Origin of the sequence: Stutzerimonas stutzeri, from assembly GCF_000935215.1 — a bacterium.
In the GTDB taxonomy this organism is placed as follows: domain Bacteria; phylum Pseudomonadota; class Gammaproteobacteria; order Pseudomonadales; family Pseudomonadaceae; genus Stutzerimonas.
This window is the reverse complement of sequence record NZ_JXXD01000171.1, coordinates 1-12,337: the sequence shown is the minus strand read 5'-3', so window position 1 is coordinate 12,337 and position 12,337 is coordinate 1. Positions and strand designations below refer to the sequence as shown.

Annotated in this window: 19 protein-coding genes; 7 read left to right on the top strand and 12 right to left on the bottom strand. The window is 64.0% G+C overall.

All coding sequences use genetic code 11. The features are described 5' to 3' along the window. Positions 1-163 precede the first annotated feature (163 nt). The 4 genes from LO50_RS17565 to LO50_RS17550 all read left to right on the top strand — a co-directional run bounded on the left by LO50_RS17565 (position 164) and on the right by LO50_RS17550 (position 2,680). Complete coding sequence (locus LO50_RS17565) at positions 164-1,174, top strand: class 1 fructose-bisphosphatase (protein WP_014821930.1); 1,011 nt, start codon at positions 164-166, stop codon at positions 1,172-1,174. 3 nt (positions 1,175-1,177) lie between these two features. Beyond that, positions 1,178-1,780, top strand: coding sequence for a DUF924 family protein (locus tag LO50_RS17560; RefSeq protein ID WP_044315796.1), 603 nt, complete (start codon positions 1,178-1,180; stop codon positions 1,778-1,780). Between the two features lie 81 nt (positions 1,781-1,861). Beyond that, positions 1,862-2,116, top strand: a complete 255-nt coding sequence (gene bamE / locus LO50_RS17555; RefSeq protein WP_014821928.1) for an outer membrane protein assembly factor BamE domain-containing protein — start codon at positions 1,862-1,864, stop codon at positions 2,114-2,116. A 27-nt stretch (positions 2,117-2,143) separates the two neighbouring features. Next, the gene (locus tag LO50_RS17550) at positions 2,144-2,680 is read left to right on the top strand and encodes a lipocalin family protein (protein WP_044315795.1); all 537 of its coding nucleotides are present in this window, start codon (positions 2,144-2,146) and stop codon (positions 2,678-2,680) included. A gap of 13 nt (positions 2,681-2,693) precedes the next feature. On the opposite strand, the gene LO50_RS17545 is transcribed toward LO50_RS17550, so the two are convergent. After that, positions 2,694-3,119: a hypothetical protein gene (locus LO50_RS17545; RefSeq protein WP_044315794.1), complete on the bottom strand. Its 426-nt coding sequence runs from the start codon at positions 3,117-3,119 to the stop codon at positions 2,694-2,696. A 78-nt stretch (positions 3,120-3,197) separates the two neighbouring features. Here LO50_RS17545 and pip point away from each other — a divergent pair, with 78 nt between their 5' ends. Next, positions 3,198-4,169, top strand: coding sequence for a prolyl aminopeptidase (gene pip / locus LO50_RS17540; protein ID WP_044315793.1), 972 nt, complete (start codon positions 3,198-3,200; stop codon positions 4,167-4,169). A gap of 15 nt (positions 4,170-4,184) precedes the next feature. Then, positions 4,185-4,622 carry a D-aminoacyl-tRNA deacylase gene (dtd, locus tag LO50_RS17535; RefSeq protein WP_044315792.1) on the top strand — a complete coding sequence of 146 codons (438 nt, stop codon included), beginning with the start codon at positions 4,185-4,187 and terminating at the stop codon, positions 4,620-4,622. 10 nt (positions 4,623-4,632) lie between these two features. On the opposite strand, the gene LO50_RS17530 is transcribed toward dtd, so the two are convergent. The 10 genes from LO50_RS17530 to ubiE form a co-directional block, all read right to left on the bottom strand. Next, positions 4,633-5,052, bottom strand: coding sequence for a UPF0158 family protein (locus tag LO50_RS17530; protein WP_014821923.1), 420 nt, complete (start codon positions 5,050-5,052; stop codon positions 4,633-4,635). 172 nt (positions 5,053-5,224) lie between these two features. After that, on the bottom strand, positions 5,225-5,932 hold the full coding sequence (locus tag LO50_RS17525) for a 16S rRNA (uracil(1498)-N(3))-methyltransferase (protein ID WP_044315791.1): 708 nt from the start codon (positions 5,930-5,932) through the stop codon (positions 5,225-5,227). Beyond that, on the bottom strand, positions 5,929-6,732 hold the full coding sequence (tatC, locus tag LO50_RS17520) for a twin-arginine translocase subunit TatC (protein WP_044315790.1): 804 nt from the start codon (positions 6,730-6,732) through the stop codon (positions 5,929-5,931). The genes LO50_RS17525 and tatC overlap by 4 nt, the downstream gene beginning before the upstream one ends. Further along, positions 6,729-7,151 carry a Sec-independent protein translocase protein TatB gene (gene tatB, locus LO50_RS17515; protein ID WP_044315789.1) on the bottom strand — a complete coding sequence of 141 codons (423 nt, stop codon included), beginning with the start codon at positions 7,149-7,151 and terminating at the stop codon, positions 6,729-6,731. Before tatB ends, tatC begins: the two co-directional genes overlap by 4 nt. Before the next feature lie 71 nt (positions 7,152-7,222). Continuing rightward, positions 7,223-7,456, bottom strand: coding sequence for a twin-arginine translocase TatA/TatE family subunit (tatA, locus tag LO50_RS17510; RefSeq protein WP_014821919.1), 234 nt, complete (start codon positions 7,454-7,456; stop codon positions 7,223-7,225). A 20-nt stretch (positions 7,457-7,476) separates the two neighbouring features. Beyond that, on the bottom strand, positions 7,477-7,809 hold the full coding sequence (locus tag LO50_RS17505; RefSeq protein WP_011911574.1) for a phosphoribosyl-ATP diphosphatase: 333 nt from the start codon (positions 7,807-7,809) through the stop codon (positions 7,477-7,479). Then, positions 7,802-8,197: a phosphoribosyl-AMP cyclohydrolase gene (gene hisI, locus LO50_RS17500; RefSeq protein WP_014821918.1), complete on the bottom strand. Its 396-nt coding sequence runs from the start codon at positions 8,195-8,197 to the stop codon at positions 7,802-7,804. The genes LO50_RS17505 and hisI overlap by 8 nt, the downstream gene beginning before the upstream one ends. A gap of 49 nt (positions 8,198-8,246) precedes the next feature. After that, entirely contained in the window at positions 8,247-9,857 is a 1,611-nt protein-coding gene (gene ubiB, locus LO50_RS17495; protein WP_044315788.1) for a ubiquinone biosynthesis regulatory protein kinase UbiB, read from the bottom strand. Next, a complete protein-coding gene (locus tag LO50_RS17490; RefSeq protein WP_003280971.1) occupies positions 9,854-10,477 on the bottom strand; it encodes a ubiquinone biosynthesis accessory factor UbiJ in 624 nt (207 codons plus the stop codon). Before LO50_RS17490 ends, ubiB begins: the two co-directional genes overlap by 4 nt. Beyond that, entirely contained in the window at positions 10,477-11,247 is a 771-nt protein-coding gene (ubiE, locus tag LO50_RS17485; protein ID WP_014821916.1) for a bifunctional demethylmenaquinone methyltransferase/2-methoxy-6-polyprenyl-1,4-benzoquinol methylase UbiE, read from the bottom strand. Before ubiE ends, LO50_RS17490 begins: the two co-directional genes overlap by 1 nt. 235 nt (positions 11,248-11,482) lie before the next feature. On the opposite strand from ubiE, the gene LO50_RS17480 reads away from it, so the two are divergent. Next, on the top strand, positions 11,483-11,758 hold the full coding sequence (locus tag LO50_RS17480) for a polyhydroxyalkanoic acid system family protein (RefSeq protein WP_014821915.1): 276 nt from the start codon (positions 11,483-11,485) through the stop codon (positions 11,756-11,758). Positions 11,759-11,927: 169 nt separating this feature from the next. Here the strand turns inward: LO50_RS17480 and LO50_RS17475 are convergent, their stop codons facing one another. Continuing rightward, a complete protein-coding gene (locus LO50_RS17475; protein ID WP_014821914.1) occupies positions 11,928-12,302 on the bottom strand; it encodes a gamma-butyrobetaine hydroxylase family protein in 375 nt (124 codons plus the stop codon). Positions 12,303-12,337: the final 35 nt, after the last annotated feature.

The following is a 12,337-nucleotide window of genomic DNA, read 5'->3' as shown; positions in this document are numbered from 1 at the left end:
CATCCGCCGGCGCGCAGCCACAAATGGCGAGGGTTGCCGACCGTGCTGGCAATCTGGCCGCCGCTTCGCTGAACTCTGCAGGGGGCGGACCTGTCTGAGGGGAGTTAGTTTTCCTACGGCCTGCTAAACTGCGCGGGTTTATCCTTCCTCCGGAGTCATTTCCATGTCACGCGTAACCCTCAGTCGCTACCTCATCGAGCAGACTCGCAGTAACAACACGCCTGCTGATCTGCGCTTTCTCATCGAGGTCGTGGCACGAGCGTGCAAGGAAATCAGCCACGCGGTATCCAAGGGCGCCCTCGGTGGCGTACTGGGTAGCGCCGACAGCGAGAACATCCAGGGCGAAGTGCAGAAGAAGCTCGACGTGCTCTCCAACGAAATCCTGCTGGAGGCCAACGAGTGGGGCGGTCACCTGGCCGGCATGGCGTCCGAGGAAATGGACAACGCCTACCAGATTCCCGGCAAATACCCCAAGGGCGCTTACCTGCTGGTCTTCGACCCGCTGGACGGCTCGAGCAACATCGATGTCAACGTCTCGGTCGGCACCATCTTCTCCGTGCTGCGCTGCCCGGATGCCTGTTTCAGTCAGAACGACGCACTCGGCGAGGAAGCCTTCCTGCAGCCGGGGACCAAGCAGGTTGCCGCCGGCTACGCCATCTACGGCCCGCAGACCATGCTGATTCTGACTCTCGGCCACGGCGTGATGGGCTTCACCCTGGATCGTGAGCTGGGCAGCTTCGTGCTTACCCACGAGAACCTCAGCGTTCCGCAGAGCACTGCCGAATTCGCCATCAACATGTCCAACCAACGCCACTGGGAAGAGCCGGTGCAGCGCTATGTCGGCGAGCTGCTGGCCGGCAAGGACGGCCCGCTGGGCAAGAACTACAACATGCGCTGGATCGCCTCGATGGTGGCCGACGTGCATCGCATCCTCACCCGCGGCGGTCTGTTCATGTACCCGCGTGACAACCGCGACCCTTCCATGGCCGGCAAGCTGCGCCTGATGTACGAGGCCAACCCGATGGCGATGATCGTCGAGCAGGCCGGCGGCGCCGCCACCAACGGTACGCAGCGCATCCTGGAAATTCAGCCGGAGTCCCTGCACCAGCGCGTGCCGGTGTTCCTCGGTTCGAAGGAAGAAGTCGAGCGCGTCACCGGCTACCACCAGGGCTGACCGATGCAGGCGCCCTGGCAGGACTTGCTCCACTGGTGGTTCGGCCAGGGCACCAGCGCCAGCGAGATCGCGGCTGAAAAGCAGCGACTCTGGTTTGGCTACCGCGCAGAACAGGACGACGAGGCGCGCCAGCGCTTCGGCGCACTGGTCGAACAGGCTCTGAACGGCGAGCTGCAGGACTGGGCCGAATTGCCCGAGGGCTGGCTCGCACTGGTGCTGCTGCTCGATCAGCTGCCGCGCATGATCCATCGCAACACGCCGAAGGCTTTCGCCGGCGACGAGCGCGCCCAGCACCTGGTTCGCGATGGCCTGGCCCACGGCGGCGACATGCTGTTGGCGCCTATCCAGCGCGTGTTCATCTACCTGGTGCTGGAGCACGCGGAGAACCTGGCAACCCAGGATCTGGCCGTCGCGCAGTTCACTGCCTTGCGCGACATCGCCGACGAGGCGGAACAGCCGCTGTTTGTCGGCTTTCTCGACTATGCCGAGCGCCACCGCGAGGTGGTTTCCCGCTTCGGCCGCTTCCCGCATCGCAATGCAACTCTCGGCCGCGAAGCCAGCGACGCCGAGCGACTATTTCTGGAGCAGCCGGGCTCGTCCTTCTGAGCGCGGATGCCATTTCCGGCCAACGCTCCGCGGCACCGCTTCCGCGGGGCATTGAACCTTAGAACAAGCAAGGAGCTCGATATGCCATTGCGTACCCCATTGCTGATTGCCTGCGTCGTCCTGCTGGCTGCCTGCAGTCCGATCACCCAGGAAAACTTCGCCAAGCTCAAGCCCGGCATGGAACGGGTGGAAGTCGAGCAGTTGCTCGGCAAACCTTCCGAATGCGCCGGGGCGCTGGGGATGTCGAGCTGCACCTGGGGCGAGAAGAATCGCTTCATCAGCGTTCAGTTCGCGGGCGACAAGGTGATGATGTTTTCCGGCAAGGGGCTGAAATAACTGCTGATGTAACTCAGGAGATATCCCATGCGTGCGAGTGTCGTTGCCCTGCTGTGCCTGATGCTGTTGAGCGGCTGCGCAGGAGGTGGGCGCGAACAGCCCCCTGAAACGGTCGGCGAGGTCGACCTTCAACGCTATCAGGGGACCTGGTACGAGCTGGCGCGCTTGCCGATGTTCTTTCAGCGCAATTGCATACGCTCCGAAGCGAATTACCAGTTGCAGGCCGATGGCAGCGTGGCGGTGACCAACCGTTGCGAAACAGAAGACGGCGACTGGCAGGAAGCCAAAGGCGAAGCGGTGCCGCAGGAAGCCGGCAGTACCGATCGGCTGTGGGTGCGCTTCGACAACTGGTTCAGCCGGCTCTTTCCCGGTCTGACCAAGGGCCACTACTGGGTGCTCTATCTGGACGAGGGCTACAGCACTGCGCTGGTCGGCAGCCCGGATCGCAAGTATCTCTGGCTGCTTGCGCGGGACACCGAGGTCGACCAGGCGACCCGCGATCGCCTGCTCTCCGAGGCCGAGCGGCGCGGTTACGACACCAGCGAACTGATCTGGCGCCAGTAATCGTTTGGCCTGCTCAGTCCCATTCCAGACGCGCCAGCTGCCATTCGCCTCGCTCCTGGCGCCACTCGAGTCTGACCTGATAATGCCCCGCCTGCTGCGGCAGGAGTGATTCGGCGCCGGCGAGCGTCACCTGTGCCTCGGTATGGCCGCGATCGGGATAGGTCGGATCGACCCAGCTGCGCTGGCTGAGGGCGATTACCCGGACATTGCGATGGCGCAGGAACATCAGCGTTGCCGTGCGCCGCGCCCATTCCTGATCGTACTGCCGCTGCGCCTGGAAATCTGAGTGCAGCAGTTCCATCAGGTCGCCGACCTGCTTGTTCTCCAGGGTCGTCTGTAACTGCTCGGCGGACTGCTGCAGCGCCGCTTTCGGGTCGTCCCGGCCGCAGCCGGCCAGGGTCATTAATAGCGCCAGTGCCGCTATTTTCCATGCTGACATGCTCAACTCCGTGAACCTCGTTATGATGCCGCTAACGTCATGGGGGCCAGCCGGCCCGCCGCAGATCAGGAGTGTGCCATGCAGACCTTGTATCCGGAGATCAAACCCTACGCCCGACACGAGCTGGCGGTGGAAGAACCGCATGTGCTCTATGTCGACGAGAGTGGGTCGCCGGATGGTCTGCCCGTATTGTTCGTCCATGGCGGTCCCGGCGGCGGCTGCGATGCCCTCAGCCGCCGCTTCTTCGATCCGACCCTGTACCGCATCATCACCTTCGATCAGCGTGGCTGCGGACGTTCGACGCCCCATGCCAGCCTGGAGAACAACACCACCGCACATCTGATCGCCGACATGCAGCGCATCCGCGAGCATCTGGGCATCGACAAGTGGGTGCTGTTTGGTGGTTCCTGGGGCTCGACGCTCTCCCTGGCCTACGCGCAGAGCTATCCCGAGCATGTGCATGCGTTGATCCTGCGAGGCATCTTCCTCTGCCGTCCGCAGGACCTCGCCTGGTTCTATCAGGAAGGCGCCAGCCGGCTCTTCCCGGACTACTGGCAGGACTTCCTCTCGCCGATTCCGCTGGAGGAACGCGACGACCTGATGCAAGCGTTCTACCGCCGTCTCACCGGCAACGACCAGATCGCCCAGATGCACGCCGCCAAGGCGTGGTCCTGCTGGGAAGGTCGCACCGCCACGCTGCGGCCGAATCACAACGTGGTCGAGCGGTTTGCCGATGCGCACCGGGCGCTGTCGATGGCGCGGATCGAATGCCACTACTTCGTCAATCAGGCCTTTCTCGAGCCGGATCAGCTCTTGCGCGACATGCCGAAGATCGCCCACCTGCCGGGCATCATCGTGCACGGCCGTTACGATGCCATCTGCCCGCTGGATAATGCCTGGGCGCTGCATCAGGCGTGGCCGAACAGCGAGTTGCAGATCATTCGCGACGCTGGGCATTCGGCGGCGGAGCTAGGCATTACCGATGCGCTGATACGGGCGACCGGTGAGATCGCCCACCGCTTGCTCGATCTGCCTCCGACAGACGCCTGACGGAGCCGCCCAGCGATGAAAGCATTGATCCAGCGTGTCCGTCAGGCACGGGTCGAGGTAGCAGGCGAGGTGGTCGGTGCCATCGATCAGGGCTTGCTGGTGCTGGTGGGCGTCGAGCGCGAGGACGATCATGCCCGTGCCGACAAGCTGTTGCACAAGCTGCTCAACTACCGCGTCTTCAGCGACGAGCAGGGCAAGATGAATCGCTCGCTGAAGGATATCGATGGTGGTCTGCTGCTGGTATCGCAGTTCACCCTGGCGGCCGATACCCGCAGCGGGCTGCGGCCGAGTTTCTCCAGCGCCGCGCCACCAGTGCACGGCGAAGCGCTCTACGACTACCTGCTGGCCCAGGCGCGCCAGCAGCATCCACAGGTGGCCTGCGGGCGTTTCGGCGCCGAGATGCAGGTGCATCTGGTCAACGACGGTCCGGTGACCTTTCTCCTCGAAAGCTGACGCGCGTGAATCAGTGCCGGACCGGTTCCAGGTCGTTCTCGCGCAGCCAGGTGATCGCGTACTCGCGCAGCTGCACGGTCTGGTAGTCCAGCCAGGCCTCTCTCACCGCAGGGAAATCCTCCAGCTTGAAGTCGAAGGTGCGCAGCGGCTTGCGGCCGTTCAGCGCACTGCTCAGCACCGCGTGGGCGATCGGGTCGTGTTGGGTGAAGAGGAAGGCCTCACGCATCGCCATGGATTGCGCGAGCTCCAGCGGTTCGATGTGCAGATAGCGATCCTGCTGTACGTCGTATTTCTCCATGACGCCGGGGGCTGGCTCGCTGGGAAAAACGGCGCGGATGGCACCGCTTTCCAGGTCCAGGTAGTACTCGGCGCTGTCGCGTCCATCCAGAGCGTACTCCAGACGGTGCATGTCGATGGTCAATGGTCGCATGGCAAGAACGGCTCTTTTAGGGATTCGTTGGAGTGTCGAGGCCGCAGCGCAGACGCACTGAAGCGTGAGCAGTCCTAATCTGTGACTCCCTTGCACCGGGTGGGTGCGTTACGTTCATCGGGGCGATCGGTGAGGCGGCGAACGGTGACGGTGGTGAGTCAGCCGTTCAGGCTCAGAACAGTCGGGCCAGCAGCGCGCTGACCGCCGTTTCCACGCGCAGAATGCGCTCGCCCAACTGAACCGGCCGCAGGCCGGCGGCAGCCAGTTTGTCTACCTCGTATGGGATCCAGCCGCCTTCCGGGCCGATCGCCAGGGTGACAGGCTGCGTTACGGCACGGGGGCAATGGGGAAAATCGCCGGGATGGCCGACCAGCCCCAGAGTGTCTGCGGCAAGCTGAGGCAGGCGATCCTCGACGAAGGGCTTGAAGCGCTTCTCGATAATGACCTCCGGCAGGACGGTGTCACGCGCCTGTTCCAGGCCGAGGATCAGCTGCTCGTGGATGGCGGCGGGCTCGATGAATGGCGTTTGCCAGAAGCTTTTCTCGACGCGATAGCTGTTGAGCAATACCAGCCGCGGCACGCCCATGGCGGCCACGGTCTGCAGCACGCGGCGCAGCATCTTAGGCCGTGGAAGCGCCAGTAGCAGGGTCACCGGCAGCTTCGCCGGCGGTGGTTGGTCGAAGCTGACCTGCAGCTCTGCCTCGTGAGCATCCAGGCGCAGGAGCTGTCCGCTGCCCATGTTGCCGCCCACGCGGCCAACTCTGAGCTGCTCGCCCGCCTCGGCGCGATGGACCTGTTGCAGGTGAGTCAGGCGCCGGTCACGCAGCAATACGCGGTCATCGGCGATGAAATCAGCCGTGTCGAGCAGCAGCAGGTTCACGGACGCGGCGCGGGGGGCTGGTCGCTGGTTTCTGCAGGCTCTTCCTCGGCATCGCCACGGAACTGCGCTTCACGCGTCTTGATCATGCTGCCGCAGATCACCCCGGCTTCGAACAACAGCCACATCGGTATCGCCAGCAAAGACTGAGAGAACACGTCCGGTGGCGTCAGCACCATGCCGACGGCAAAGCAGCCGACGACCACATAGGGTCGGCTCTTGCGCAGGGTGGCGACGTCGACGATGCCCACCCAGATCAGCAGAAAAGTCGCCACTGGAATCTCGAATGCCACGCCGAAGGCGAAGAACAGCGTGAGCACGAAATCCAGGTACTGGCCGATGTCCGTCATCATCGCCACGCCTTCCGGCGTCACGCTGGCGAAGAAGCCGAACATGATCGGGAACACGACGAAATAGGCGAAGGCCATGCCGGCGTAGAACAGGAAAATGCTCGACACCAGCAGCGGCACGGCGATGCGCTTTTCGTGCTTGTACAGGCCTGGGGCGATGAAGCCCCATATCTGGTACAGGATGATCGGCATCGACAGGAACAGCGCGACCATCAAGGTCAGCTTGAACGGTGTCAGGAAGGGCGAGGCGACGCCGGTGGCGATCATCGTCGCGCCTTCCGGCAGATAGGCGCGCAGCGGTGCGGCGACTAGTGCGTAGATCTGCTGGGAGAAGTAGAACAGCCCGCCGAACAACAGGCCGATGGCCACGACGCAGCGCAGCAGGCGCTTGCGCAGTTCGGTCAGATGAGCGATCAGGGGCATTTCCTGATCATCGATGGAAGGCTGGCTCATGGTTCTGGCGATCTGTCGGGGCGAGGGGTAGGTGCAGGTTCAGCAACAGGTGCAGCTGGCGGCGCTTCCGGGCTGGGGCTGGGCGTAACGGCGGCGCCGGTACTGTCCGCAGTTTCGCTCGCCGTGTTTTCGGTCCGCGGTGGCGTGGTGGTGCTCGAGCTGGTGGACGAAGTCGGTGGCATGATGCTTTGCTTCATTTCCCGCTCCAGGTCGAGGATGCGCTCGTTATGCAGCTGCCGACGGATCTCGTCGGCACCGATCTCGCGCTCCACCTCGGCCTTGATGTTGCTGAAGCTGCGTTTCAGCCGGCCAACCCACAGTCCCGTAGTGCGAACCGCACCGGGCAGGCGTTCCGGCCCGAGCACCATCAATGCCACCAGGCCGACCAGTAGCAGTTCGGTGAAACCGATATCGAACATCAGGACGTGCTCACATCAATAGGGAGAGCGGCCGGGCAGCGAAGGTCGCCGCTCGGCCGCATGGAACGTTATCACTGGTCTTTCTTGGTCGGTTCTTCGACCTTGCGCGCCTGCGCGTCAATGGTCTGGTTCTGCTTGTCTTCGACGCCGGGCTTTTCCTCGTCGGTGCCCATGGATTTGCGGAAGCCCTTGATCGCATCACCGAGGTCGGAGCCCAGGCCCTTGAGGCGCTTGGTGCCGAACAACATGATGACGATGAGCAGAATGATCAGGAGTTGCCAGATGCTGATGCCGCCAAAACCCATGGTGATATCTCCGATGTGAATCAGGTTTGCGGACGCGCGGCTTTTTCCGCGTGTCCGGAGAGACCGAAGCGTCGATCCAGTTCATCCAGCACGGCCTGCGGGTGCTGGCCGAGCGCGGCGAGCATGACCAGGCTGTGGAACCAGAGGTCAGCGGTTTCGTAGATCAGGTCGCTGGAGTCGCCACTGACGGCGGCGTCCTTGGCGGCGAGAATGGTTTCCACCGATTCCTCGCCGACCTTCTCGAGAATCTTGTTCAGGCCCTTGTGGTACAGGCTGGCAACGTAGGAGCTGTCCGGCGCCGCGCCTTTGCGGGCTTCCAGCACCTCGGCCAGACGGGTCAGGGTGTCACTCATGCTTGTGCTCCGCATAGATGGCGTGCGGGTCCTTGAGGACCGGCTCGACGACCTTCCAGGCGCCGTTTTCGAAAACGCGGTAGAAGCAGCTTTCTCGGCCGGTGTGACAGGCGATGCCGCCGATCTGCTCGACCATCAGGATGATCACGTCGGCGTCACAGTCCAGGCGCAGCTCGTGCAGCTGCTGCACATGTCCGGACTCCTCGCCCTTGCGCCACAGCCGGTTGCGCGAACGCGACCAGTAGATGGCGCGGTTTTCCTGCGCAGTCAGCGTCAGGGCTTCGCGATTCATCCAGGCCATCATCAGCACGCGGCCGGTCTTGTGGTCCTGGGCGATCGCCGGCACCAGACCGTCGGCGTTCCAGTTGATTTCGTCCAGCCAGTTCATCGGATTCTCCGCTCAATGGGCCAAGTGTGCCAGCCTGCACCAGGGATGGCTATCGGCGCACCACGATGAAGATGCCGGCTACCAGCATCACCCACGCCGGCCAGGCGGTTACGGCGGTCAGGCTGTCGGCGCTGGCCGCCAGGGTCGCGCCGCTGCCGAGCAGTACGGCGCCGATCAGACGCAGCGGCCAGCCGTGGTGGCGCTCGCGCCAGGGCGGCGGTGGGTTGTTCGCGTGAGGGTGCGCCATGCGCTCGAGCAGCTCGCGGGTCATGTTGGCCAGGTGCGGCAGTTGTTCAATCTGCGCGTGCACGTTCTTGATCAGCTGCTTGGGGCTCATGCGCTCGCGCATCCAGCGCTCGAGGTACGGCTGGCCGGTGCTCCAGAGGTCGAGATCCGGGTACAGCTCACGGCCGAGACCTTCGATGTTGAGCAGGGTCTTCTGCAGCAATACCAGCTGTGGCTGCACTTCCATGTTGAAGCGCCGCGCCACCTGGAACAGGCGCACCAGCAGCTGGCCGAAGGAGATGTCCTTCAGCGGCTTCTCGAAGATCGGCTCGCAGACGGTGCGGATCGCGGCCTCGAATTCGTTGACCTTGGTTTCCGCCGGCACCCAGCCCGAATCGATGTGCAGCTGCGCGACCTTGCGGTAGTCGCGCTTGAAGAAGGCCATCAGGTTGCGCGCCAGATAATCCTGGTCCTCCGGCGTCAGGCTGCCGACGATGCCGAAGTCCACCGCGATGTACTGCGGGCTCCAGGGCTGGTGGGTGCTGACGAAGATGTTGCCGGGGTGCATGTCGGCGTGGAAGAAGCTGTCGCGGAACACCTGGGTGAAGAAAATCTCCACCCCGCGCTCGGCCAGCTGGCGCATGTCGGTGTTCTGTCGTGCCAGCCCAGCCATGTCGGTCACCGGTACGCCGTAGATGCGTTCCATCACCAGCACCTGCGGGCGGCAGTAGTCCCAGTATACCTGCGGCACGTAAAGCAGCGCCGAGCCCTCGAAGTTGCGCTTGAGCTGGCTGGCGTTGGCCGCTTCGCGCAGCAGGTCGAGCTCGTCGTAGATGGTCTTGGCGTAGTCGTCGACCACTTCCACCAGGTGCAGGCGGCGCGCGTCGATGGAAATACGCTCGGCGCTGTTGGCCAGCATGAACAGCCAGGCCAGATCCTGGCTGATGATCGGCCGGAGGTTCGGGCGCACCACCTTGACCACCACTTCCTCGCCGGAACGCAGCTTGGCTGCGTGCACCTGCGCCACCGACGCGGAGGCCAGCGGTTTGCTGTCGAAACGGGCGAAGATTTCCCCTACCGGAGCGCCCAGCTGGCGCTCAATGAGTGCCGTGGCGACGGCTGAATCGAAGGGCGGCACGCGGTCCTGCAGCATCGCCAGCTCTTCGGCGATATCCGGCGGCAGCAGGTCGCGGCGGGTGGAGAGGATCTGCCCGAACTTGATGAAGATCGGCCCCAGGCCCTCCAGTGCCAGGCGCAGGCGTGCGCCGCGCGACAGCTCGCTGTGGCGTCGCGGAATCCAGCGCCAGGGCAGCAGGTAGCTGGTGGCACGCAACCACCAGGGCATCGGCAGGTCGAGGATGATGTCATCGAGGCGGTAGCGGATCACCACCAGCAGGATGCGAAACAGGCGGCGTGCGGCGGCGAACAGCTTCATTCGGGGCGATCTGGATTCAGGTTGAGGGCGAGGCGCTCGATGCGGGCTTCGAGTCGGTCGAGGGCAAGTTTCATGTCATCCAGCTCGTCGAAACGCGCCTGGGCTTCGGCCTGGCCGACCAGCATCCGCGATTCCTCGCTGAGGTAGTCGGCAAGGTCCTGACGCAGCGAGTCGGCGCTGTCGCGCACCCAGTCCACTGGGCTGCGCAGGCTGGAGCCGAGCAGCTGTGCGCCGACCGGGCCGAGCCAGCGGGAAATTTCGTATTCCCAGTCCAGCTCCAGATCCTGCAGCACCTCAGCGAGGTTCATCAGCAGCCCACTGTCGCCGTCGATCTCGACCTCGGGGCCATGCAGCACGGCGGTCTTGTTGCGACTGACGGCCAGGCGTAAGAGGCTGCTCGCGGGCGCGCGCAGGCGGCAGTCGGCATCCGCGCCCCAGTTGCTGGCCAGGCGCAGGCCTTCGTCGTCGGCAAGGATGAACAGCCGCCAGGCCGGCGCCGTGCAGTCGATCTCGATGATCCGGCCGCTCAGGCGTGCCAGTCGTGGCAATGCCGTGGGGTCCAGGCGCAGGACGCGATTGATGCCACGCTCGGCACCGGCCAGCAGGGCAGCGCGCAACATCAGGGTTTGATGCCGCGGTGCAGGGCGACGATGCCGCCGGTCATGTTGTGATAGCTGACGCGCTCGAAACCAGCGGTCTCCATCATGCCTTTGAGCGTTTCCTGATCCGGGTGCATGCGGATCGACTCGGCCAGGTAGCGATAGCTCTCGGCGTCGTTGGTGATCAGCTTGCCCATCATCGGCAGCAGGCTGAACGAGTAGGCGTCGTAGGCCTTGGAAAACAGCTGGTTGGTCGGCTTGGAGAATTCCAGTACCAGCAGGCGGCCGCCCGGCTTGAGCACGCGCAGCATCGACGCGATTGCGTCTTCCTTGTGCGTCACGTTGCGCAGGCCGAAGGCGATGGTGACCACGTCGAAGTGATTGTCCGGGAAGGGCAGCTTCTCGGCATCGGCCTGAACGAACCTGACGTTGCCGGCCACGCCCTTGTCCAGCAGCTTGTCGCGGCCGACCTTGAGCATCGAAGCATTGATGTCGGCCAGCACCACCTCGCCGGTGGGGCCGACGATGCGCGAGAACTGGCGGGTCAGGTCACCGGTGCCGCCGGCGATGTCCAGGATGCGATTGCCGTGGCGGGCGCCGGACAGCTCGATGGTGAAGCGCTTCCACAGACGATGCACGCCACCGGACATCAGGTCGTTCATCAGGTCGTACTTGGCGGCCACAGAGTGGAACACCTCGGCCACCTTCTGCGCCTTCTGGCTCTCCGGCACGTTCTTGTAGCCGAAATGGGTGGTCGGTTCTGCGTCATGCGCTTTGCGAGGGTCGGTCATGTCACTTTCGCCGGAAAGAATGTGCCCGGCATTCTAAACCTAAATAGGCGGCTGATAAGCGTCGAGCTGGCGGTCGCGGGCAAAAGGGCTAGCGGCGACATGTCGCAGGATGGCGCTGGCGGGGACAGGCCTGGGGGACAGAGGGTTCATTGGCATGAGCAGGCGGGGCGGCCAGGCGATCGACGGCGCCGCTTTGCTATAGTGCGCGCCTTTTCGGGCGCAGCCAGGAGTCCTCATGGCCCAGATCATCGTCGAACGTACCCACAATCTTGGCCGCGAGGCCGCACGCGAGAAGGCCGACGAACTGGCTGCACGCCTGGCTCGCGAGTTCGGTGTGAGCTGTCAGTGGCAGGGCGATGTGCTGGCAGTCAAGCGCAGCGGCGCGGATGGGCGTATCGAAGTCTACGAGGACAGCGTGAAGGTCCTGCTCAACCTCGGCCTGCTGCTCTCGGCCATGGGTAGCAGCATTCAGGGGCAGATCGAGCGGGCGCTGGACAAGGCGCTGGCCTAAGCTGGCGGTCAGCTTGGCGGGCGCCTCGATAAGGTGCCGGGCGTAGGGTGGATGTCGCTTTTTACATCCACCGCGACTCCAATCGGTGGGCCGCCACCCGGTGGATCGCCATCCGGTGGGCCGTCACCCGGTGGATCGGTGAAGCGTGATCCACCCTACGGGTTCGCCCTCACAACATCAGCTTGACGACCGATTCATTTGGGTCGCGCGACTTGCCGGCGGCCGCCAGTGCCGCGAGATAGTCCTCCCACAACGTCTGCTGATTCAGCGCCAGGCGCTCCAGGTAATCCCAGGTGAACAGGCCGCTGTCATGGCCGTCGCTGAAGGTCAGCTTCAGCGCGTACTGGCCGGCCGGTTCGATCTGCTCGAGGCCTACGTTCAGCTTGCCGGTCTGCAGCACCGGATTACCGTGGCCCTGCACCTCGGCCGAGGGTGAATGCACGCGCAGGAATTCGGCGGACAGCACATGGCGCTCGTCGCTGCCATATTCCAGCTCCAGGGTTTTCGACGCCTTGTGCAGCTTGATTGCGGTGGGGATGCGCATGCAACGCTCCGGAAGAACCGGCCGTGGCGATTGCC